The sequence below is a fragment of the Pseudomonas sp. FP2300 genome (assembly GCF_030687595.1).
Taxonomy (GTDB): Bacteria; Pseudomonadota; Gammaproteobacteria; order Pseudomonadales; family Pseudomonadaceae; genus Aquipseudomonas; species Aquipseudomonas bijieensis.
On record NZ_CP117440.1, the window covers coordinates 2,116,678 to 2,138,485 of the forward strand.

Annotated in this window: 17 protein-coding genes; 6 read left to right on the plus strand and 11 right to left on the minus strand. The window is 62.1% G+C overall.

All coding sequences use genetic code 11. The annotated features are described in order from the left end of the window. Positions 1-403: 403 nt before the first annotated feature. Genes ccoP through ccoN form a run of 4 tightly spaced genes read right to left on the minus strand, consistent with a single transcriptional unit; the run spans position 404 to position 3,604 of the window. The gene (gene ccoP / locus PSH86_RS09340; RefSeq protein ID WP_116831855.1) at positions 404-1,357 is read right to left on the minus strand and encodes a cytochrome-c oxidase, cbb3-type subunit III; all 954 of its coding nucleotides are present in this window, start codon (positions 1,355-1,357) and stop codon (positions 404-406) included. Then, positions 1,354-1,557 (minus strand): CcoQ/FixQ family Cbb3-type cytochrome c oxidase assembly chaperone, encoded by a 204-nt coding sequence (locus PSH86_RS09345; protein WP_305489357.1) that lies wholly within the window; start codon positions 1,555-1,557, stop codon positions 1,354-1,356. Before PSH86_RS09345 ends, ccoP begins: the two co-directional genes overlap by 4 nt. Before the next feature lie 3 nt (positions 1,558-1,560). After that, positions 1,561-2,169 (minus strand): cytochrome-c oxidase, cbb3-type subunit II, encoded by a 609-nt coding sequence (ccoO, locus tag PSH86_RS09350; RefSeq protein ID WP_109751563.1) that lies wholly within the window; start codon positions 2,167-2,169, stop codon positions 1,561-1,563. A gap of 10 nt (positions 2,170-2,179) precedes the next feature. Further along, the gene (ccoN, locus tag PSH86_RS09355; protein ID WP_047227191.1) at positions 2,180-3,604 is read right to left on the minus strand and encodes a cytochrome-c oxidase, cbb3-type subunit I; all 1,425 of its coding nucleotides are present in this window, start codon (positions 3,602-3,604) and stop codon (positions 2,180-2,182) included. 95 nt (positions 3,605-3,699) lie between these two features. On the opposite strand from ccoN, the gene PSH86_RS09360 reads away from it, so the two are divergent. Continuing rightward, the gene (locus PSH86_RS09360; protein ID WP_305489359.1) at positions 3,700-4,392 is read left to right on the plus strand and encodes an alpha/beta family hydrolase; all 693 of its coding nucleotides are present in this window, start codon (positions 3,700-3,702) and stop codon (positions 4,390-4,392) included. Between the two features lie 169 nt (positions 4,393-4,561). On the opposite strand, the gene PSH86_RS09365 is transcribed toward PSH86_RS09360, so the two are convergent. The 3 genes from PSH86_RS09365 to acnA form a co-directional block, all read right to left on the minus strand. Continuing rightward, the gene (locus PSH86_RS09365; protein WP_305489361.1) at positions 4,562-6,127 is read right to left on the minus strand and encodes a PAS domain-containing methyl-accepting chemotaxis protein; all 1,566 of its coding nucleotides are present in this window, start codon (positions 6,125-6,127) and stop codon (positions 4,562-4,564) included. A gap of 87 nt (positions 6,128-6,214) precedes the next feature. Next, positions 6,215-7,003 carry a CPBP family intramembrane glutamic endopeptidase gene (locus PSH86_RS09370; protein WP_116831857.1) on the minus strand — a complete coding sequence of 263 codons (789 nt, stop codon included), beginning with the start codon at positions 7,001-7,003 and terminating at the stop codon, positions 6,215-6,217. Between the two features lie 125 nt (positions 7,004-7,128). Further along, positions 7,129-9,870 (minus strand): aconitate hydratase AcnA, encoded by a 2,742-nt coding sequence (gene acnA / locus PSH86_RS09375; protein ID WP_109751567.1) that lies wholly within the window; start codon positions 9,868-9,870, stop codon positions 7,129-7,131. Between the two features lie 172 nt (positions 9,871-10,042). Between acnA and rlmM the strand changes: the two genes are divergently transcribed. Both rlmM and tusA read left to right on the plus strand, forming a co-directional pair. Next, positions 10,043-11,152 carry a 23S rRNA (cytidine(2498)-2'-O)-methyltransferase RlmM gene (rlmM, locus tag PSH86_RS09380; RefSeq protein ID WP_116831859.1) on the plus strand — a complete coding sequence of 370 codons (1,110 nt, stop codon included), beginning with the start codon at positions 10,043-10,045 and terminating at the stop codon, positions 11,150-11,152. 137 nt (positions 11,153-11,289) lie between these two features. Next, a complete protein-coding gene (gene tusA, locus PSH86_RS09385) occupies positions 11,290-11,541 on the plus strand; it encodes a sulfurtransferase TusA (protein ID WP_109751569.1) in 252 nt (83 codons plus the stop codon). On the opposite strand, the gene PSH86_RS09390 is transcribed toward tusA, so the two are convergent. Further along, the gene (locus tag PSH86_RS09390) at positions 11,538-12,941 is read right to left on the minus strand and encodes an MATE family efflux transporter (RefSeq protein ID WP_163854652.1); all 1,404 of its coding nucleotides are present in this window, start codon (positions 12,939-12,941) and stop codon (positions 11,538-11,540) included. The genes tusA and PSH86_RS09390 overlap by 4 nt on opposite strands. 292 nt (positions 12,942-13,233) lie before the next feature. Between PSH86_RS09390 and pdxB the strand changes: the two genes are divergently transcribed. After that, positions 13,234-14,376, plus strand: a complete 1,143-nt coding sequence (gene pdxB / locus PSH86_RS09395) for a 4-phosphoerythronate dehydrogenase PdxB (RefSeq protein ID WP_305489365.1) — start codon at positions 13,234-13,236, stop codon at positions 14,374-14,376. Positions 14,377-14,596: 220 nt separating this feature from the next. Here pdxB and PSH86_RS09400 read toward each other — a convergent pair whose 3' ends face one another. Next, positions 14,597-14,776 (minus strand): PA1571 family protein, encoded by a 180-nt coding sequence (locus PSH86_RS09400; protein ID WP_003199629.1) that lies wholly within the window; start codon positions 14,774-14,776, stop codon positions 14,597-14,599. 249 nt (positions 14,777-15,025) lie between these two features. Here PSH86_RS09400 and PSH86_RS09405 point away from each other — a divergent pair, with 249 nt between their 5' ends. Further along, complete coding sequence (locus PSH86_RS09405; protein WP_162893807.1) at positions 15,026-16,804, plus strand: ABC transporter transmembrane domain-containing protein; 1,779 nt, start codon at positions 15,026-15,028, stop codon at positions 16,802-16,804. Between the two features lie 217 nt (positions 16,805-17,021). Here the strand turns inward: PSH86_RS09405 and PSH86_RS09410 are convergent, their stop codons facing one another. Next, positions 17,022-18,950, minus strand: a complete 1,929-nt coding sequence (locus PSH86_RS09410) for a transglycosylase SLT domain-containing protein (protein WP_305489368.1) — start codon at positions 18,948-18,950, stop codon at positions 17,022-17,024. A 213-nt stretch (positions 18,951-19,163) separates the two neighbouring features. Here PSH86_RS09410 and PSH86_RS09415 point away from each other — a divergent pair, with 213 nt between their 5' ends. Then, positions 19,164-21,077, plus strand: a complete 1,914-nt coding sequence (locus PSH86_RS09415; protein ID WP_305489370.1) for an ATP-binding cassette domain-containing protein — start codon at positions 19,164-19,166, stop codon at positions 21,075-21,077. Between the two features lie 196 nt (positions 21,078-21,273). On the opposite strand, the gene PSH86_RS09420 is transcribed toward PSH86_RS09415, so the two are convergent. Further along, complete coding sequence (locus tag PSH86_RS09420; protein WP_163854648.1) at positions 21,274-21,714, minus strand: universal stress protein; 441 nt, start codon at positions 21,712-21,714, stop codon at positions 21,274-21,276. Positions 21,715-21,808: the final 94 nt, after the last annotated feature.

Below are 21,808 nucleotides of genomic sequence, written 5' to 3' on the forward strand. Positions count from 1 at the left end.
GCGCCATGACCTGGGTCAATGCTTTCCGAAGCTGATTCTGCGGCCTTTCCATGTTCCGTGTAGGGACAAAAATGGCCCACGGCAAAATGTCGCAACGAAGGAAAGAGGCGAGGGGGGCAGGTCGGTTGTAACGGGGTGTGTTCGAACACAACGTTCGGGTGATGCCAGGCAACTGTCGCAACAGCCGGTATTCACCTGCCTTTGCGGCCTTTTTGACGAACGATTGTCGAACGCATCGGGTCGGGTCGACCTGAAACCGGCAGTCGCCAGCGCACGCAAAGGCAAGCTTAGACGCGATTGCGGGGAACCGAAAGGAAGACTATGGGAGGGGTGCGACAATGCGTCGCGCAGGGACACAAAACAGCCGCATCCAGATGAATGCGGCTGTTTATGCGGTCAGGATTTATTCGCTTTTGTGTTCGGCTTGCAGGCGCTCTGCACCGGCCGTGTGGGACAGGCTGTAGACGTAGGCGGCAAGCAACTGCACCTTGTCATTGCCCAACAACTCACTCTGCGCTGGCATATGGCCCTGGCGACCATGGCGAATGGTCTGCTGCAATTGGGCCAGGCTGGTGCCGTAGATGAAGCCGGCCGGTTGCGTCAGGTTCGGCGCACCCATGGCTTCGGTCCCTTGGCCATTGGCCCCGTGGCAGGCGACACAGGTGGTGTTGAAGGCCTGCTGGCCGGCTTGCAGGTCGGCACCGCTGTCCGCTGGCAGCGGCAGGCCGGCCAAGTCGTGGCGTACGTACGCGGCCACGTTCTTGACTCCGGCCTCCCCCAGCACTTCACCCCAGGCCGGCATTGCCGCCATGCGACCGCCCATGATGGTGGTCTTGATGGTGTCGGCAGCGCCACCCCAGCGCCAGTTGCTGTCGGCCAGGTTCGGGAAGCCGAAGGCGCCCTTGGCGTCCGAGCCGTGGCAGACCGAGCAGTTGGAGGCGAACAAACGGCCACCCATCTTCAGGGCCTGTGGGTCCTTGGCGACTTCTTCCACGGGCATGGCAGCGAATTTGGCGAAGATCGGCCCGAACTTGGCGTCGGCCTTGGCCATTTCCTTTTCCCATTCATGGGCGCCGGTCCAGCCGTTCTCGTAGCCTGGCAGGATGCCTTTCCAGTTGCCCAGGCCTGGATAGAGGACCAGGTAGCCGACGGAAAACACCAGGGTGCCGGCGAACAACAGGAACCACCACTGCGGCAGCGGGTTGTCGTACTCCTCGATGCCGTCGAAGCTGTGGCCCATGGTCTGGTCGACGCTGCCCTTGGTCTCGCCCTTGCGAGTGCCGATCAGCAGCCACGTCAGGCCGATGAGGCTGCCGATGGTCAGTACGCAGATCCACGTACTCCAGAAGGTGGTCATGGCCGGGTACTCCTTGTTGCAGGGTCTTGGGGGGTGGCGATATCGGCGGACGGCTCGTCGGCGAACGGCAGCAGGCGCGCCTGGGCGAATTTCGGCCCGCGCTTGCTGCTGAATACCCACAGGGTCAGGCCGATGAAGGCGATGAACACCACGACGGTGCCCAGGCCGCGGATCATTCCTGTACTCATTTCAAGAACCATGGCTCACCTCTTGCTCTTGATGGCAGTGCCGAGCACTTGCAGGTAGGCCACCAGCGCGTCCATTTCGGTCTTGCCCTTGAGCGAGGCCACGCTGCCCGTGATGTCGTCGTCGGTGTACGGCACGCCCAGGGTGCGCATGGCGCGCAGCTTGCCTTCGGTGTGGCTGCTGTCCACCGCTTGGCTAACCAGCCACGGATAGGCCGGCATTTTCGATTCGGGCACGACGTTGCGCGGGTTGTACAAGTGGGCGCGGTGCCAGTCATCGGAGTAACGCGCGCCGACCCGGGCCAGGTCCGGTCCGGTCCGCTTGGAACCCCACAGGAACGGGTGGTCCCAGACGCTTTCGCCGGCCACCGAGTAGTGGCCGTAGCGCTCGGTCTCGGCGCGGAACGGACGGATCATCTGCGAGTGGCAGCCGACGCAGCCTTCGCGGATGTAGATGTCGCGGCCTTCCAGTTGCAGGGCGGTGTAGGGCTTCATGCCGTCCACCGGCTTGTTGGTCACGTCCTGGAAGAACAGCGGCACGATCTGGGTCAGGCCACCAATGCTCACGGCCAGGACCATCAGCAGCATCAGCAGGCCGACGTTTTTTTCGATTGTTTCGTGTTTCATGGTGGACTCCTCAGGCCATCTGCGCGGCAGCGGCGGCTTCGGCAGGCTGGTAGGCCCGCACGGTGCGCCAGGTGTTGTAGGCCATCAGCAGCATGCCGAGGAGGAAGATCGCCCCGCCCGCCAGCCGTACGATGAAGCCAGGGTGGCTGGCCACCAGGGTTTCGACGAAGGAGTAGGTGAGCGTGCCGTCCTCGTTCACTGCGCGCCACATCAGGCCCTGGGCGATGCCGTTGACCCACATCGAGGCGATGTAGAGCACGGTGCCGATGGTCGCGAGCCAGAAGTGCGCATTGATCAGGCCGATGCTGTGCATCTGTGGCCGGCCGAAGACTTTCGGGATCATGTGGTACAGCGCACCGATGGAAATCATCGCCACCCAGCCGAGTGCACCGGCATGTACGTGGCCGATGGTCCAGTCGGTGTAGTGGGAGAGGGCGTTGACGGTCTTGATCGCCATCATCGGACCTTCGAAGGTCGACATGCCGTAGAACGCCAGGGACACCACCAGGAATCGCAGGATCGGGTCGCTGCGCAACTTATGCCAGGCACCCGACAGGGTCATCATGCCGTTGATCATGCCGCCCCAGCTTGGCGCCAGCAGGATCAGCGACATCACCATGCCCAGGGACTGTGCCCAGTCCGGCAGCGCGGTGTAGTGCAGGTGGTGTGGGCCGGCCCAGATATACAGGGTGATCAGCGCCCAGAAATGGACGATGGACAGGCGATAGGAATACACCGGACGTTCGGCCTGCTTCGGCACGAAGTAGTACATCATCCCCAGGAAGCCTGCGGTGAGGAAAAAGCCCACGGCGTTGTGGCCGTACCACCATTGCACCATCGCATCCGTGGCCCCGGCGTACACCGAGTAGGATTTGGTGAAGCTCACCGGCAGTTCCAGGTTGTTGACGATGTGCAGGATCGCCACAGTCAGGATGAAGCCGCCGAAGAACCAGTTACCGACGTAGATGTGCTTGGTGTTGCGCTTGGCCACGGTACCGAAGAACACGATGGCGTAGGCCACCCAGACGATGGTGATCAGGATGTCGATCGGCCATTCCAGTTCGGCGTATTCCTTGGAACTGGTGTAGCCCAGTGGCAGGCTGATGGCCGCCAGCAGGATCACCAGTTGCCAGCCCCAGAAGCAGAACGCGGCGATTTTCGGCGCGAACAGCTGTGTCTGGCAGGTGCGTTGCACCGAGTAGAACGAACTGGCAAACAACGCACAGCCGCCAAAGGCGAAGATCACTGCGTTGGTGTGCAGTGGGCGCAGTCGGCCGAAGCTGGTCCAGGGCAAATCGAAGTTGAGCTGTGGCCAGACCAATTGGGCGGCGAGAAAAACCCCGAGCCCCATGCCGACGATGCCCCACACCACCGTCATAATGGCGAATTGGCGGACCACCTTGTAGTTGTAGGCGGTACTGATAGAAGTGTTCATGGTTCCCCATCCACGGTTCAGCCGAAGTGAGCGCCTGCGCAAGGCAGTGCGGCGTCTTCGCCTGGAGTTATAGGCAGACTAAAAGCGAGGCAAGCATGGACAAACAGCACAGGGCCAGTATTGACGGGGATCAATGGGTGCGGTGCGTGGAAGAACATGGCTGGCTGTGGACGGCCGCGCAGCCGGGCGTTCGCGCCACGCCCGCGACCCTGATCCTGGCCCACGGTGCCGGTGCTCCGATGGACAGCGGTTTCATGGAAGAAATGGCCGCGCGCCTTGCCGCGCATGGGGTCAACGTGTTGCGTTTCGAGTTCCCCTACATGGCCCAGCGGCGCCTGGATGGGGGCCGGCGCCCACCCAACCCGGCACCTAAGCTGCTGGAATGCTGGCGTGAGGTGTACGCCACGGTGCGGCCTTATGTCGCTGGGCGGCTGGCCATTGGCGGCAAGTCCATGGGCGGGCGGATGGCGAGTTTGCTGGCCGACGAATTGGGGGCCGACGCGTTGGTGTGCCTGGGCTATCCCTTCTATGCGGTGGGCAAGCCGCAGAAACCACGGGTCGAGCACCTGGCGACGTTGAAGACCCGGGCCTTGATCGTCCAGGGCGAGCGCGATGCGTTGGGCAATCGTGAGGCGGTGCAGGGATATGCATTGTCACCCGGCATCGAGGTGATGTGGTTGGTGGCGGGCGATCATGATTTGAAACCGCTGAAGGCTTCGGGGTTTAGCCATGAGCAGCATCTGGAGGCGGCGGCGCAGGGAGTGGCCGGGTTCCTGTCTCAAGACTGATGCTGCCAGTCATGGCCTCATCGCGAGCACGCTCGCTCCCGCAGTGGAATGCATTTGAATGAGCGACCCACAACCCCTGTGGGAGCGAGCCTGCTCGCGATGGCGGCCCGCCAGGCAATAAAAAACCCGGACGCTTTCGCTGTCCGGGTTTTTCTGTTCCAGCCAACGATCAGCGGTTAAACCGCTCCACCAACGAATACTGAGTATTGGCTGTCCGGGTCAGTTCTTCGCTGAGCAGCGCCGAGCTGTGGGCCTGGCCCGAGGTCTGGTCGGCCAGTTCCGAGATGTTGCTGATGTTGCGGCTGATCTCTTCGGCCACCGAACTCTGCTCTTCGGTAGCGGCAGCGATCTGTGTGGTCATGTCGGTGATGTTGGCCACTGCTTCGCTGATCCCCACCAGCGCCGCGTCCGCCTCCATGACCCGCGCCACGCCTTCTTCGGCCTGGCGATGGCCGGCGTCCATGGTCTGCACGGCGTTGGTGGCGGTCTGCTGGAGCTTGGCGATCAGGGCGTGGATCTGCCCGGTGGATTCGCTGGTGCGTTGGGCCAATTGCCGCACTTCATCGGCCACTACGGCAAAGCCGCGGCCCATTTCCCCGGCGCGGGCCGCTTCGATGGCGGCGTTGAGGGCCAGCAGGTTGGTCTGGTCGGCGATGCCTTTGATCACGTCCACCACGCCGCCGATCTCGTCGCTGTCCTTGGCCAGTTGGGTCACGGTCTGGCCCGTTTCGCCGACCACCACCGACAGACGCTCGATGGCGTCACGGGTTTCCCCGGCGATATCGCGGCCGCGGCTGGTCAGGCGATTGGCTTCCTGGGTGGCATCGGCGGTGCGCTGCACGTGGCTGGCGACTTCCTGGGTCGTTGCCGCCATCTGGTTGACGGCCGTGGCGACCTGTTCGGTTTCCACCCGTTGCCGCTCCAGGCCACTGGAGCTGTCATGGGCCAACGTATTGGACTGGCGAGCCTGTTCGTTAAGGTGCTCGGCGGTGTCCTGCAGACGGGTCAGGCAGGTCTTCAGGCGCGCTTCCTGGCTGAGGATCGACATCTCCAGGCGTGCCTGGACGCCGCGGCTGTCGGTGTACATCCGGGCGATCAGCGGGTCGGACGTGGTTTGTTCGGCCAGGCGCAGCAGGCGCTTGATCCCGCGTTGCTGCCATTGCAGGCCCATCAGCCCCAAGGGCACTGACAGCACGGCCGCCAGGGCAAAGCCCCAGTGGGAATTCAGGAAGGCACCCACGACGAAGCTCAGTTGGCTGACCAGAATGAACGGCAGCCAGTCCTGTAGCATCGGCAGCCATTTGTCGCTGCCCGGAACCGCGGACTTGCCTTGGTTGATGCGTAGGTAAAGGGCTTCGGCGCGGCTGATCTGCTCGGCGGAAGGTTTGACCCGCACCGATTCGTAGCCGACCACCTGATTGCCCTCGAACACGGGCGTGACGTAGGCGTTGACCCAGTAATGGTCACCGTTCTTGCTGCGATTCTTGACGATGCCCATCCATGGCAAGCCTTGTTTGAGCATGCCCCACATGTGCGCGAACACAGCGGATGGGACATCGGGATGGCGCACCAGGTTGTGCGGCGAACGGATCAGTTCTTCCTTCGAATACCCGCTGATCTCGACGAACGCATCGTTGCAGTAGGTGATTACGCCCTTGGTGTCGGTGGTAGAAATAAGTCGTTGCTGGGCCGGGAAGGTCCTTTCGCGTTGTGTGACGGGTTGGTTATTACGCATGGTGTGTAGATCCGCAAGGCTTTGAAAGGCTATGAAAGGTTGTCGGCGTCGTCAGGTTTTAGTTGAAGTTATTTTTGCCTGTCGCTATCACGCGAGCATCGGGTAGGTAAATAGGACGAAATGAAGCAGGTTGAGCAGAAAGTGCGTGGCAATCGCCGCACCCAGGCCACCAAAACGATACGCCAGGCCATAACCGACCCCCGCCAAGCCCGACAGCAGCACCCATTGCCACCCTGCGCCGGCGTGTACCAGGCCGAACAGCAGCGAGGCCAGGAGCAACGCCAGAGTGTCGCCATGGGCCAAATGTTTGAAGCGCTGGATCAAGCTCCCCTGAATGTAGCCACGAAACAGCGCTTCCTCCACGAGCGTCACCAATAAAAGATTATTGAGCATCCACAACCAGGCGTGATCCGGCCACTTCGGCGCCCAGTGGACCATGCCCAGCAGCACGGCTCCGCCGAGGGCCAGCAGCGCACTCACCGCCAGGCCCAGCGCCGTGGCCTGGACCGACAGGCGCAATGGGCGCCGGCCGACGATCCAGGGGCAGGCCAGTAACAGCCAGAAACCGATCAGCGGCTTGTCCTGGTTCAGGTACATCGCGAACGGTGCGGCATCGTCGGTCAGGCGTTGCGCCGGGATCACGCGCCCATTGAAGAACCCGGGCATCCAGTGCATGGCCAACGCCAATGCCATCACCGCGAAAAGGACGTGTCCGAGAAACCGACCCACCGGCATCTGCTGTTGACGAACCGCATACCCGGCAAATAGCAACAGCGCAATGGAAATGACCGCGGTCCAGGCCAGCTGGCCGTAGGCCAGGGCCAGGGTATAGCCAATGGAGAGGAGGGCCAGGTAGGGCCAGGGTAGGGCAGGCATATCACATCCTTTTGAGGCTGATGAACAGTTGTAGCGGGCAGGGCGGTCGGAACCGGCGGGATTATAGGCAGGCCCAAACGAAAACACCGCCCTTAAGCGGCGGTGTTTTCGTAGGACAGGTCTTTTTACGCTGCAATCAATTGCCGTAGGACATAGTGAAGGATCCCGCCGGCCTTGAAATACTCCACTTCATTCAAGGTATCGATCCGGCACAACACTTCGATTCGCTCTTGGCTGCCGTCCTCGCGGGTGATGACCAAGGGCAGGTTCATGCGCGGGGTCAGTTCGACGTCATTGAGTCCCAGGATGTCCAGGGTTTCCTTGCCCGTAAGGTTCAGGCTCTTGCGGTTCTGGTCGAGCTTGAACTGCAGCGGCAGCACGCCCATGCCCACCAGGTTGGAGCGATGGATGCGCTCGAAGCTTTCGGCGATCACCGCCTTAACCCCCAGCAGGTTCGTGCCCTTGGCTGCCCAGTCCCGGCTCGATCCGGTGCCATATTCCTGGCCGGCGATCACCACCAGTGGCGTGCCCGTGGCCTGGTACAGCATGGCGGCATCGTAGATCGGCATTCGTTCGCCGCTGGGGATGTAGATCGTGTTGCCGCCTTCTTCGCCGTCGAGCATTTCGTTGCGAATGCGGATATTGGCGAAGGTGCCGCGCATCATCACTTGGTGGTTGCCGCGTCTGGAGCCATAGGAGTTGAAGTCTCGCGGCTCTACGCCCTGTTCGCGCAGGTAGCGACCGGCGGGGCTGTCGGTCTTGATGTTGCCCGCCGGGGAGATATGGTCGGTGGTCACTGAATCGCCCAGCAGGGCCAGGACCCGGGCGCCCTCGACGTTCCTCACGGCCGGTGGCGGCCCGTCGATGTTGTCGAAGAATGGCGGGTGCTGGATGTAGGTCGAGTCGTCCTGCCAGACGTAAGTCGCCGCTTGCGGCACTTCGATGGCCTGCCATTGTTCGTCACCGGCAAACACGGCGGCGTATTCCTTGTGGAACATGCTGGTGTTGACCTGGGCCACGGCGGCAGCCACTTCCTGGCTGCTGGGCCAGATGTCCCGCAGGTACACCGGGTTGCCGTCCCGGTCGTTGCCCAGCGGCTCGCTGCTGATGTCGATGCGCACGGTGCCGGCCAGGGCATAGGCGACCACCAGCGGCGGCGAGGCCAGCCAGTTGGTCTTCACCAGCGGATGCACCCGGCCTTCGAAGTTGCGGTTGCCCGACAGTACCGAGGCCACGGTCAGGTCGGCTTTCTGGATGGCCTTTTCGATGGGCTCCGGCAGCGGCCCGGAGTTGCCGATGCAGGTGGTGCAACCATAGCCCACCAGGTCGAAGCCGAGTTTATCCAGGTACTCCGTCAGGCCGGCCGCCTTGTAATAGTCGGTAACCACCTTGGAGCCCGGCGCCAGGGAACTCTTGACCCAAGGCTTGCGGGTAAGGCCCTTTTCCACGGCTTTTTTCGCCAGCAGTCCGGCGGCCATCATCACGCTGGGGTTGGAGGTGTTGGTGCAGGAAGTGATGGCTGCGATCACCACCGCGCCGTTTTTCAGGCGATGAGTGTGGCCTTCGAACTCGTATTCGGTTTCTCCCACCTGATCGGCGTTGCCTACCGCGACGCCACCGCCACCTTCGCTTTCCAGACGACCTTCTTCCTTGCTGGTGGGTTTGACCTGCAACCCCAGGAAATCACTGAAAGCCTGGCCGACATTCGGCAGCGAGACTCGGTCCTGAGGGCGTTTGGGGCCGGCGAGGCTGGCTTCTACGCTGCCCATGTCCAGCTCCAGTGTGTCGGTGAACACCGGCTCCTGGCCGGGCAGGCGCCACAGGCCCTGGGCCTTGCAATAGGCTTCCACCAGTTTCACCGTTTCCGCTGGCCGCCCCGACAGGCGCAAGTAGTCCAGGGTCACATCGTCCACCGGGAAGAAACCGCAGGTGGCGCCATATTCCGGGGCCATGTTGGCGATGGTGGCGCGGTCGGCCAGGGGCAGGTCGGCAAGACCGTCGCCATAGAACTCGACGAATTTGCCCACCACGCCTTTCTTGCGCAGCATCTGCGTGACGGTCAGCACCAGGTCGGTGGCGGTGATGCCTTCGCGCAGCTTGCCGACGAGTTTGAAGCCGATGACCTCGGGAATCAGCATCGACACCGGTTGGCCGAGCATGGCGGCTTCCGCCTCGATCCCGCCGACGCCCCAGCCCAGTACGCCGAGGCCGTTGATCATGGTGGTGTGGGAGTCGGTGCCCACCAGCGTGTCCGGGAAGGCGTAGGTGCGGCCGTCTTCCTCTTTGGTCCACACGGTGCGGCCCAGGTATTCGAGGTTGACCTGATGGCAGATGCCGGTGCCCGGCGGCACTACGCTGAAATTGTCGAAGGCGCTCTGGCCCCAGCGCAGGAAGGCGTAGCGTTCGCCGTTGCGTTGCATTTCGATGTCGACGTTCTGCTCGAACGCCTGGCTGCTGGCGAACTTGTCGACCATCACCGAGTGGTCGATCACCAGGTCCACCGGCGACAGCGGGTTGATCCGCTGGGGATCGCCGCCGGCCTTTTCCACGGCGGCGCGCATGGCGGCCAGGTCGACCACGGCGGGAACCCCGGTAAAGTCTTGCATCAACACCCGGGCGGGGCGGTATTGAATCTCGCGCTCGGAACGACGTTCCTTGAGCCACCCGGCCAGGGCCTTGAGGTCGGTGCCGGTGACGGTTTTTTCATCTTCCCAGCGCAGCAGGTTTTCCAGCAGTACCTTCAATGACATGGGCAGTTTGTCCAGGTCGCCCAGGCTTCGGGCGGCATCCGGCAGGCTGAAGTAGTGGTAGGTCCTGGCGTCGACTTGCAGGGTTTTAAGGGTTTTCAGGCTATCGAGGGACGGCATTGAAATGACTCCTTTGAGTCCGCACGGCTACGGACTGACGGAACGGACAGAGCCTTTAACCTAGCCCTGTTTTGAGCGTATGACTAATCACTGGACTCTATAGGCAGGTTCGGGGTTCCGAACTCCGCTATGATGCGCCGGTTTTCGTGACAGGCTTTGCTACGGAGTTTCAATGAACACGCTTTTTATGCACTGCCGGCCGGGCTTCGAAGGCGAGGTCTGTTCCGAGATCGCCGAACACGCGGCCCGGCTCAACGTGGCCGGCTACGCCAAGGCCAAACCGGCCAGCGCCTGCGCCGAATTTGTCTGCACTGAGGAGGACGGCGCCGAGCGGTTGATGCGTGGGCAGCGTTTTGCCGAGCTGATTTTTCCGCGCCAGTGGGCCCGTGGCACGTTCATTGATTTACCGGAAACCGACCGTATCAGCGTGATTCTGGCTCACATGGCTGACTTCCCGACCTGCGGCAGCCTCTGGCTGGAGGTGGTAGACACCAACGACGGCAAGGAACTGTCGAACTTCTGCAAGAAATTCGAAGGCCCGCTGCGCAAGGCATTGAGTGGCGCCGGCAAGTTGATGGACGATCCGCGCAAGCCGCGCCTGCTGCTGACCTTCAAGAGTGGCCGCGAAGTCTTCCTGGGCCTGGCGGACGCGGATAATTCGGCGATGTGGCCGATGGGCATCCCGCGCTTGAAGTTCCCCAGGGAAGCGCCGAGCCGCTCGACCCTCAAGCTCGAAGAAGCCTGGCACCATTTCATCCCCCGGGACCAGTGGGACGAGCGCCTGCACAGTGACATGACCGGTGTGGACCTTGGCGCCGCGCCGGGTGGCTGGACCTGGCAACTGGTCAACCGGGGCATGTTGGTGACGGCCATCGACAATGGTCCGATGGCCGAAAGCCTGATGGACACCGGCCTGGTGCAGCATCTGATGGCGGATGGCTTCACATTCAAGCCCAAGCAGCCGGTGGACTGGATGGTCTGCGACATCGTCGAGAAACCGGCGCGCAACGCGGCGATGCTGGAAGAGTGGATTGGCGAAGGGCATTGCCGCGAGGCGGTGGTCAATCTCAAGCTGCCGATGAAACAGCGCTACGCCGAGGTCAAACGCCTGCTCGAACGCATCGCCGAGGGCTTCAAGGCCCGGGGTATCAAGGTCGAGATCGGTTGCAAGCAGCTGTACCACGACCGCGAGGAAGTGACGTGCCATCTGCGGCGGTTGGATACCAATAAGCCCCGTGGGAGCAAAGCTGTGGGAGCAAAGCTTGCTCGCGATGAACGGTGACACGGTCTGGCAACTGAGGTGCCTGCATCGCGGGCAAGCCTTGCTCCCACAGTTTGGCTTTCACATGTTTGCGATTCCACAGGCTTTGCTCTCACCCGACATTGCGCGACAATGCCGGCCAGTTTCAGGAGTAGAACATGAGTGAAATGAACAACACGCCGGTCGACGGCACGCTGGATGCCACCGGCCTCAATTGCCCGGAACCGGTGATGATGCTGCACCAGCACATCCGCGACCTGGCCCCCGGTGGCCTGCTGAAAGTCATCGCCACCGACCCATCGACTCGCCGCGACATCCCCAAGTTTTGCGTGTTCCTGGACCACGAACTGGTGGCCCAGCAGGAAGAGGCGGGCACTTACCTCTACTGGATCCGTAAGAAACTCGCTTAATCCATCGAGCGGCTGAGGCGGATCTGCTTGCGCGCGCTACGTGCCAGGCGGATCGACAGCATCAGCGCCGCGCAGCTCAAGCCCACTATCAGGCCTTGCCACAACCCGCTCGGGCCGCTGGCTGCGCCGAGCCAGTCGGTCAGGCCCAGGGCGTAACCTACCGGCAGGCCGATGCCCCAATAGGCGAACAAGGTCAGGATCATCGTCACCCGGGTGTCCTGGTAGCCGCGCAACGCGCCCGCCGCCGTGACCTGGATCGCATCGGAAAACTGGAACAGCGCCGCGTAGACGATCAGCATCGACGCCACCTCGATCACCACCGGATCGGCGGTATAGATCGCCGCGATAGGTCCGCGCAGTGCGAACATCAGGCTTGCCGACAGACAGGCGTACGCCAAGGCCGTGCCCATCCCCACCCCGGCGGCGAAGCGCGCTTCGCGGGGCTGGCGCCGGCCCAGCGCCTGGCCGACCCGCACGGTGACGGCCATGCCCAGGGAATAGGGGATCATGAACACCAATGAACTGAAGTTCAGCGCGATCTGGTGCCCGGCCACCACCGTGGCGCCGAGGCTGCCGATCAGCAACGCGATCACTGCGAAAATACTCGATTCGGCGAACACCGCGATGCCGATCGGCAAGCCGATGCCCAGCAGGCGCTTGATGACGGCCCATTGCGGCCAGTCGAAACGGCTGAACAACCGGCTCGACTGATAGGCCGGTGCCCACCGGGCCCAACCGGCCATGCCCAGGGCCATGACCCACATCACGATGGCCGTGGCCCAGCCACACCCGACGCCGCCCATGGCGGGCACGCCCAGGTGCCCATAGATGAAGATGTAATTGAGCGGAATGTTCAGCGCCAGCCCGCACAACCCCAGCACCATCGCCGGCCGCGTGCGACCCAGGCCGTCGCTGAAGCAGCGCAGCACGTGATACAGCGCCACGGCCGGCAGGCCCGTGCCGATGCCTCGCAGGTATTCCATGCACGGGCCGATCAATTCAGGATCGACTTTCATGACGTGCAGGATCGGTTCGGCGCTGAACAGCGCCAGCGTCGCGATCAACCCCACCACCAATGCCAACCACAGCGCCTGGCGTACCAGCGGCCCGATCTCGTTGAACGTCCCGGCACCGAAACGCTGGGCAACTTTTGGCGTGGTCGCCAGCAATGTGCCGGTCATCAACAGGAACACCGGCACCCAGATCGAGTTGCCCAGTGCCACCGCCGCCAGGTCTCGTGGACCGACCCGACCGGCCATCACCGCATCGACGAAGCCCATGGCGGTGGTCGCCAACTGCGCGACCATGATCGGCAGGGCCAGGGCCAGCAACGTCTTGAATTCCAGGCGAACCCGGGCCGGGCGGGAGAGGGTGGTGGGGGTGTCGATCACAGGATTCACAGGGCAAGCGTCCGAAAAGGTTAAGCGCAAGGCGGCGAATTCTACGCTTTGACGCAGTGGTCAGGAAAAAACCTGTGTTGTGGATTTGTAATCGCTTTTTCAGTTTTCGAGCACCTGTGGGAGCAAGGCTTGCCCGCGATGAAGCTGATGCGGCCTCCCAAGGAACCGAGGCGCCTGCATCGCGAGTAAGCTTTGCTCCCACATAATCCCTCGTCACAACATCATTCGCTCCGGGTAATGCACAGGTCCAACGGAACGCCTACACTGCCCATCCCGCCAAAGGAGCTTCGCCATGCTGATCGTCGCCGACGAAAACATTCCCCTGCTCGATGCATTTTTCCAAGGGTTCGGCGAAATTCGCCGGGTCCCGGGCCGGGGGATCGACCGGACGATGGTCGAGCAAGCCGATGTGCTGCTGGTGCGTTCGGTCAGCCAGGTCAATCGAGCCTTGCTGGAAGGCAGCAAAGTGCGCTTTGTCGGCACCTGCACCATCGGCACCGATCACCTGGACCTGGATTATCTGGCCGAGGCCGGCATTCGCTGGGCCAGCGCACCCGGCTGCAATGCCCGTGGCGTGGTGGACTATGTGCTGGGCAGCCTGATGACCCTGGCGGAAATCGAAGGCGTGCAGCTTAAGCAGCGCACATTCGGCGTGGTCGGTGCAGGCCAGGTGGGCGGGCGGTTGATCGAGGTGCTCAAGGGGCTTGGCTGGACCGTGAAGGTCTGCGATCCGCCGCGTCAGGCTGCCGAAGGGGGCGACTATGTGAGCCTGGAACAGATCATCGAACAGTGCGATGTGATCAGCCTGCACACACCGTTGACGCGCGACGGTGAGCAACCGACCTGGCACCTGTTCGACGAAGCGCGTCTGAACCAACTCAAGCCCGGGACCTGGCTGATCAATGCGGCCCGTGGGCCGGTGATCGATAACGCTGCGCTGCGCGAGGTGTTGCTGGAGCGCGAAGACTTGCAGGCGGTGCTGGATGTCTGGGAGCAGGAGCCCACCGTGGACGTGGACCTGGCGGACTTGTGTGTGATCGCCACCCCGCATATTGCCGGTTACAGCCTCGATGGTCGCCAGCGTGGCACCGCCCAGATCTACCAGGCCTTGTGTACTTTCCTGGAGCGGCCGGTTGAAGTCAGCCTCAGCGACCTGTTGCCTCGGCCCTGGCTGGGCGGTATCACCCTGGACGCCGAAACCGACCCGGCCTGGGCCTTTGCGGCGCTGTGCCGGAGCGTGTACGACCCGCGTGTTGACGACGCGAACTTTCGTCGCAGTCTGGTGGGCACGGTCAGCGAGCAACGCAGCGCGTTCGATGCTTTGCGCAAGCATTATCCGCCACGGCGGGAGATCGACAGCTTGAAGGTTCGTATCGAAGGGCAGTCCCCGACCTTGCAGCAGATCGTCACCGCGCTGGGCGCCACCCCCCTTTAATGGTGGCGCGCTGTTGTGGCGAGGGAGCTTGCTCCCGCTCGGGTGCGAAGCAGCCGCCGGTTTTTTGGGCCTGCTTCGCAGTCCAGCGGGAGCAAGCTCCCTCGCCACAAGAGCCTTGTCATCAGAGCTCTTGTCACAAGAACCGGGTCATAAGGGCTTGCAAAGTCAGCAGGCATAAAAAACCCGACATCAAGGTCGGGTTCAATCGAGACGGGCTGTATCACTTTTGTTCGGCAGGCTTGACCAGTCGTTTTTCCAGCTCGCTGCAGGCTTTCTGGATCATGTCCTCGGTGATCGGTACTTCGCGCCCTTGGGCATCGATGAACGAGCAGCCCAGAGACTGATCCGGTTGCGTGCGGATTACTTGAATCTTGTCGTCGCTGCTGTGTTGCAAGGACATGGCCTGTCTCCTCATCAGGTTGTGTGCCTACTTTAATGTCGCCAGGTGACCGAGCCATGACACTCCTTGTAGGTTCATGGCGACACCTCCACTCAATCAGAAACACAGTTGCGTTTCCAGCCAGACTTTAGACCGATAACATCTAGCCCCTAGTCGTTGTGGTCATATTTAACCTGACTCATTCTGATTCAAATAGGTTCCGCTGCGCTTTGGCGTCGCTGGCCGGCCTTTTCCCTGCTGCATTAACGGATGCTCTTGATGCTTTCTTCCCGACATCGCCGTGCCATACGCCTGGCCAGCGGCTTCATCGCCCCCTATCGCAAACAGGTCGCCGGCGCTTTGCTGGCCCTGATTGTCACCGCCGGTATTACCTTGTCCATGGGCCAAGGTATCCGCTTGCTGGTGGACCAGGGCTTCATGACCCGTTCACCACACCTGCTCAATCAATCCATCGGCCTGTTCATGGTGCTGGTGGTTGGGTTGGCGATCGGTACGTTTTCGCGTTTTTACCTGGTGTCCTGGATCGGCGAGCGGGTGGTGGCCGATATCCGGCGGCAGGTCTTCAACCATCTGGTGTACTTGCACCCGGGGTTCTACGAAAACAACCGCAGTTCGGAAATCCAGTCGCGGTTGACCGCCGATACGACCTTGCTGCAATCGGTGATCGGTTCGTCGCTGTCGTTGTTTTTGCGCAACGCCTTGATGGTGGTTGGCGGCATCGTGCTGCTGTTCATCACCAATCCCAAGTTGACCAGCATTGTGGTGATTGCCCTGCCGCTGGTCTTGGCGCCGATCCTGGTATTTGGTCGCCGGGTGCGCAGTTTGTCGCGCCAGAGCCAGGACCGCATTGCCGACGTAGGCAGCTACGTTTCCGAAACCCTCGGCCAGATCAAGACCGTGCAGGCTTATAACCACCAGGTCCAGGACGAGCAGCGATTCTCCGTGACGGTGGAGCAGGCCTTCGATACCGCTCGCAAACGCATCGCCCAGCGGGCCTGGCTGATCACCCTGGTGATCGTGCTGGTGCTGGGCGCGGTGGGGGTGATGCTCTGGGTCGGCGGCATGGATGTGATCGCCGGACGGATTTCCGGCGGTGAGCTGGCGGCATTCGTGTTCTACAGCCTGATCGTCGGCAGCGCCTTCGGTACCCTGAGTGAAGTGATCGGCGAGCTGCAACGGGCGGCGGGTGCGGCTGAGCGTATTGCCGAGTTGCTGCGTTCGGAAAACATCATCCAGCCGCCGGCTTCAGGCCTGGTGACCTTGCCGGCGCGGGTCCGCGGCGATTTGCGCCTCGAAGGCGTGCGTTTTTCCTATCCGTCCCGGCCGGACAGTTACGCGGTCGACGGTCTCGACCTGAGTATCAAAGCCGGTGAGACCCTGGCCCTGGTCGGGCCTTCCGGTGCGGGCAAGTCGACGGTCTACGATTTGCTGCTGCGTTTCTATGATCCGGTGCAAGGGCAGATCCTGATCGACGATGTGCCATTGACTCGACTCGATCCACTGGACCTGCGCCGCCACTTCGCCCTGGTTTCACAAAACCCGGCACTGTTCTTCGGCACGGTCGAAGAGAACATCCGCTATGGCAACCCGCAGGCGTCGTCGGAGCAGGTGCGCGAGGCCGCGCAGATCGCCTACGCCCACGACTTCATCGAAAAAATGCCCGACGGCTACCAGACTCACCTGGGTGACGGCGGCCTCGGGCTATCCGGCGGCCAGCGTCAACGCCTGGCCATCGCCCGGGCCTTGCTGGTGGACGCGCCGATCCTGCTGCTGGACGAAGCCACCAGCGCCCTCGATGCGCAAAGCGAACACCTGATCCAGCAAGCCTTGCCCAGCCTGATGAAAAACCGTACGACGTTGGTGATCGCCCACCGCCTGGCCACGGTGAAAAACGCCGATCGGATTGCGGTGATGGACCAGGGCAAGGTGGTTGCCGTGGGCACTCACCAGGAACTTGTCGCCAGCAATGCGTTGTATGCGCGGTTGGCGGCGTTGCAGTTCAATCAGCAGAGTGATGCGGTTCAGTGAGTCTGATGTTGAGATCCTGACGAGTCGAAACCAATGTGGGAGCGAGCCTGCTCGCGATAGCGTCAGATCAGTGACAATGATGTCGACTGTTACACCGCTATCGCGAGCAGGCTCGCTCCCACAGGGTCCAGCACCCAGCCAAGTAACCGACAAAAAATGCCCGTATCTTTCGAAACGGGCATTTTTTTGTTTTTCAGGAACAGCTTGCCGCTAACCCTCACTGATCATCGAAATACCGCTCATGCCAATCCACCAGCGGTTGCGGCGAGTTGAGTTTCTGGCCGTAGATCACCGAGTACGACAACACGTTCTGCACGTATTGGCGGGTTTCGTCGAACGGGATGCTTTCGACCCAGACGTCGAAACTCAAGTGGTCGGCGCCGCGCAGCCACTGGCGCACGCGACCGGGGCCGGCGTTGTAGGCCGCCGAGGCCAGGACGCGGTTGCCGTTGAACTGGCTGTGAACCTGGCTCAGGTAGGCCGCGCCCAACTGGATGTTCTTGTCCGGGTTCAACACTTGTTGGGGGGAGGCCAGGGGAATGCTGAACTTGCGCGCGGTTTCCTTGGCGGTGCCTGGCATCAATTGCATCAGGCCGGCGGCGCCGACGCTGGAGCGGGCATCATCCATGAACGCACTTTCCTGCCGGGTAATGGCGAACGCCCAGCTTGGATGCAAGCCACGGATCTTGGCTTCGCGCACCAGGGTGTCGCGGTGGGCCATCGGGAAGCGGATGTCCAGGTCGTCCCAGTACTTGGCCTGGCTGATGGTGCGAATGGCCGGGAAATACCATTTCAGGTCGTAGGCCAGCTTCGCCTGGGCGACCATCTCGTCCCGGTTGAAATGCCGGCTGACGTGATACCACTCGCGGCGTCCGTCGACAATCTCTCCGCGGGCATGGAACTCCAGCGCCCGACGCACGCCGGGGGTGTTGCGCACCTTATTGATCAATGCCTGGCTCATCACCAGCGGCTTGTTCACCAACGAATACGGCGACTGGGAACGGTCGGCGGCCAGGAAACCATAGAAGTCCCGCTCACGGGCCAGGTGCTTGTAGAGCGTCAGGGCCTCGGGGTTCTGCGGCTGCGCCAACTCCAGGGTACGGGCTTGCCAGTACCGCCAGCGGTTGGTGCTGGCCAGCGACTCGGGCAGGCGGCGGGTCAATTGGTACGCATCGTCCCAACGGGCCAGGCGCAGCAGCAGGCGCAGGCGCCACTCCGAAACGGTGTCGTCGCGCAGTTCCGGGTCGTATTTCGTCATCACGTCCAGGGCCCGACCGTCGAAGCGCTTGGCCAGGGTCAGGCCGATCTCCCGGGCAATCGCGACTTTTTCATCCCGGGAAAAATGCATGGTGCTGGCGTAGTCATCCAACAGCGCCATGGCTTTTTCCGGGTCCTGGCGGGCCAGGCGACGCAGGCCAAGGCTGACGATGTCGGACATCGGTTCATCGGCCGGGCTAAAGCGCGAGGGCTGGTTGAGCAACTCGGGCTTTTGCGCCACGTCCACCAGCAACTTGCCACGGGGGGCGAGGGTGGTCAGGCCGCTGACCAGGCTGTTGGCCAGGGGATAATTGCGCGCCTGGGCGGCCAGTTTTGTCCGCTCCCAACGTTTCTGTTCGGTCAACTGGCCTTGGCCGGCCCACAGGCCGAACAACGCATCACAGGCTTGGGGCAGGGATTTGCCGGTGAGCCACAACTTCTCGGTGTTGGCGTAGCCTTCGGCCTTCAGGCCATGGCTGAGTTGGTACTGGGCGTTGAGGCAGTCCAGTTCGGTGAAATTGAGCTTGGGGTCGTAATACTTGACGAAGGTTTCCCAGTCGCCGCGTTCGGTCAGCCAACGCAACCAGCGCAGCTTCATCCAGTTGGCCTGGGGCAGGTCGCCGTGTTCGGCGAGGAATTTTTCGATTTCCGCGTTGCTGGCGCTCTTGAGGCGGGCGGTCAGTTCGTCATAGGCCAGGTACGGCTCCAGCGGATAATCACGCAGGGCCTGGCTGTAGCGAAAGTAGGGGCCGGAATCACCCTTGGCCAAGGCGCGCTTGGCTTCGTCGTAATACTGGCGCTGGGTGGAAATATCCACCGCCTGAGCGGTTTGAAAGGCAGTGGCACAGATGAAAAGACAAGATAAAGCACTGAAAAGGCGACTGCGCATGATACGTCCGGGCAGAAAAAACATGACAAGCCCAAGGGTTAACCCAGGGTAACTGCCTGTAGCTTAGCCTTTTGCCAGCAGCCGGCGAAAGCTTTGCGGGGCTGTCGGCGCAAGTTCGCAACATTTGTTGTGCAGAGTGCTTCAGTGGCGAAATTGGCGGACCCTTGAGGGCTCATCTCAGGTAGAATGCGCGCCCAGTTTTTGGAGAAGCTCATGACCCTGCTCAAATTCAGCGATGTGTCCCTTGCTTTCGGCGCTATGCCGTTGTTGGACAAGGTGTCCTGGCAGATCGCCCGTGGTGAGCGGGTGTGCATCATCGGCCGCAACGGCACTGGCAAGTCCAGCATGATGAAGCTGGTCAAGGGCGATCAGAAGCCCGACGACGGCTCGGTCTGGCGCGCGCCAGGCCTGAAAATCGGCGAATTGCCCCAGGAACTGCCGGTGGCCGACGAGCGGACCGTGTTCGACGTGGTTGCCGAAGGCCTGGACGGTGTCGGCGCGCTGCTGGCCGAGTATCACCACCTGAGCCAGAACATCGTCACCGATGCCGACCTGGACAAGTTGATGCACGTGCAGCACGACCTCGAAGCCCGCGATGGCTGGCGCCTGCAGCAGCTGGTCGACAGCACCCTGAGCCGCCTGCAATTGCCGGCCGACAAGACCCTCGCCGAGTTGTCCGGCGGTTGGCGTCGTCGCGTCCTGCTGGCCCAGGCCCTGGTGTCCGAGCCGGACCTGCTGCTGCTCGACGAGCCGACCAACCACCTGGACATTGGCGCCATCGCCTGGCTTGAAGAAGCCCTGAAAGACTTCCAGGGGGCGGTGCTGTTCATCACCCACGACCGGTCCTTCCTGCAAAACCTGGCGACCCGTATCCTCGAGCTGGATCGCGGCGGGCTGATCGACTGGAACGGCGACTACGCCAGCTTCCTGGTGCACAAGGAAGCGGTACTGGCGGCGGAAGAGACCGCCAACGCGCTGTTCGACAAGCGTCTGGCCCAGGAAGAAGTCTGGATCCGCCAGGGCATCAAGGCCCGTCGCACCCGCAACGAAGGCCGTGTACGGGCCCTCAAGGCCTTGCGCGTGGAGCGCAGCGAACGACGCGAACGCACTGGCAAGGCCAATATCCAGCTGGAAACGGCTGACAAGTCTGGCAAGCAGGTGATGGTGCTGGAGAACGTCAGCTTCGCCCATCCAGGCGGTCCGTTCCTGGTCAAGGACTTCTCCATGGTCCTGCAACGTGGCGACCGCATCGGCCTGCTGGGCGCCAACGGCACCGGCAAGACCACCTTGCTCAAACTGATGCTCGGTGGCCTGGTACCGACCAGTGGCAAGGTGGAAGAGGGCACGAAGATCGACGTCGCCTACTTCGACCAGTTGCGCCATCAGTTGGACCTGGAGAAGACCGTGATCGACAACGTGGCCGAAGGTCGCGATTTCATCGATATCGACGGCCAGAGCCGCCACGTGCTGAGCTACCTCGGCGATTTCCTGTTCAGCCCCCAGCGGGCCCGCACGCCGGTCAAGGCGCTCTCCGGTGGTGAGCGCGCCCGTCTGTTGCTGGCCAAGTTGTTCAGTAAGCCGGCGAACCTGCTGGTGCTCGACGAACCGACCAACGACCTGGACGTGGAAACCCTCGAGTTGCTGGAAGAGGTGCTGCTGACCTTCAACGGCACTGTGCTGATGGTCAGTCACGACCGGGCATTCCTCGACAACGTGGTTACCAGCACCCTGGTATTCGAAGGCGAAGGCCTGGTTCGCGAATACGTGGGTGGTTATCAGGATTGGCTGCGCCAGGGCGGCTCGCCGCGTCTTTTGGGCGTGACCGAAAGCAAGTCCGGCAAGGCCGACCTGAATTCGGCCGTGGTCAAGGCTGAGCCAGCCCCGGTTACCGCCGCAGCGGCCCCGGCGAAGAAAAAGCTCAGCTACAAGCTGCAGCGTGAACTGGAAGCCTTGCCGGGTGATATCGACGCGAAGGAACAGCAGATCGCAGCGGTAGAAGCCGAAATGGCCGACACCGGGTTCTACCAGCGACCTGCCGCCGAAACCGCCAAGGTGATCGCGCATCTGGAGCAATTGCAGGCCGAGCTGGACGCGCTGGTCGAGCGTTGGGCTGAACTGGACGCTTGATCCATCGTTGAGAAAAATCCCGGCGTTCAGCAATGGACGCCGGGATTTTTACTTGAAACGCTATTCCCCTGTAGGGGGGAGCCAGTGGGAGCAAAGCTTGCTCGCGATGAACGATAACGCGGTCATTCGACAGGCCGGGATGCCTTCATCGCGAGCAAGCTTTGCTCCCACAGGCTCGCTCCCACAGGGTATGGGGTTATGTGCGCTTGACCAGGTGCACCGCCAACACATCGCAAGGCGCCCCATGCAGTACGTCGTTGGCGGTCGAGCCCAGCAACAGTGCCAGGCCATGGCGGCCATGGCTGCCGACGACGATCAGGTCGCAACCCTGTTCCTTGGCCAGGTGATGGATTTCCTGGCGTGGCTGGCCGTAGGTCAGGTGGCTGAACTCCTTCTTCAGGGCCGGGTATTTCACGATCAGTCGGTCAAGGCGTTCCTTGGCCTGGTCGAATTGCTGCTGCTGCAACTGGGAAAGGTCCATCGGCACATCGCCGCCGAAGGCCATGGCCATCGGTTCGACGATGTGCACCAGTGACAGCTGGGTGTCTCGGCCTTCGCAAAGGGCGAGGGCGCGCTTGACGACCGGATCGCATTCTTCAGTGAGGTCAACGGCGACCAGAACGTGTTTGTAGTACATGGAAGGCACTCCAGAGAATTGCGATACGGTAAGTATGGCTGGTTTCAAGCGCATTGACGCGACCTGGGTCAATGGGCTCATCAGAATCGGGGAG

Excerpts from the sequence above, each read along its gene's own strand:
- ccoN (WP_047227191.1), bottom strand. The coding sequence starts at position 3,604 with ATGAACACTTCTATCAGTACCGCCTACAACTACAAGGTGGTCCGCCAA.
- PSH86_RS09365 (WP_305489361.1), bottom strand. The coding sequence starts at position 6,127 with ATGCGTAATAACCAACCCGTCACACAACGCGAAAGGACCTTCCCGGCC.
- tusA (WP_109751569.1), top strand. The coding sequence starts at position 11,290 with ATGAGTGAAATGAACAACACGCCGGTCGACGGCACGCTGGATGCCACC.
- PSH86_RS09405 (WP_162893807.1), top strand. The coding sequence starts at position 15,026 with ATGCTCTTGATGCTTTCTTCCCGACATCGCCGTGCCATACGCCTGGCC.
- PSH86_RS09415 (WP_305489370.1), top strand. The coding sequence starts at position 19,164 with ATGACCCTGCTCAAATTCAGCGATGTGTCCCTTGCTTTCGGCGCTATG.
- PSH86_RS09370 (WP_116831857.1), bottom strand. The coding sequence starts at position 7,003 with ATGCCTGCCCTACCCTGGCCCTACCTGGCCCTCCTCTCCATTGGCTAT.
- ccoO (WP_109751563.1), bottom strand. The coding sequence starts at position 2,169 with ATGAAACACGAAACAATCGAAAAAAACGTCGGCCTGCTGATGCTGCTG.
- acnA (WP_109751567.1), bottom strand. The coding sequence starts at position 9,870 with ATGCCGTCCCTCGATAGCCTGAAAACCCTTAAAACCCTGCAAGTCGAC.
- ccoP (WP_116831855.1), bottom strand. The coding sequence starts at position 1,357 with ATGACCACCTTCTGGAGTACGTGGATCTGCGTACTGACCATCGGCAGC.
- PSH86_RS09420 (WP_163854648.1), bottom strand. The coding sequence starts at position 21,714 with ATGTACTACAAACACGTTCTGGTCGCCGTTGACCTCACTGAAGAATGC.
- PSH86_RS09400 (WP_003199629.1), bottom strand. The coding sequence starts at position 14,776 with ATGTCCTTGCAACACAGCAGCGACGACAAGATTCAAGTAATCCGCACG.
- rlmM (WP_116831859.1), top strand. The coding sequence starts at position 10,043 with ATGAACACGCTTTTTATGCACTGCCGGCCGGGCTTCGAAGGCGAGGTC.
- pdxB (WP_305489365.1), top strand. The coding sequence starts at position 13,234 with ATGCTGATCGTCGCCGACGAAAACATTCCCCTGCTCGATGCATTTTTC.
- PSH86_RS09410 (WP_305489368.1), bottom strand. The coding sequence starts at position 18,950 with ATGCGCAGTCGCCTTTTCAGTGCTTTATCTTGTCTTTTCATCTGTGCC.
- PSH86_RS09360 (WP_305489359.1), top strand. The coding sequence starts at position 3,700 with ATGGACAAACAGCACAGGGCCAGTATTGACGGGGATCAATGGGTGCGG.
- PSH86_RS09345 (WP_305489357.1), bottom strand. The coding sequence starts at position 1,557 with ATGGTTCTTGAAATGAGTACAGGAATGATCCGCGGCCTGGGCACCGTC.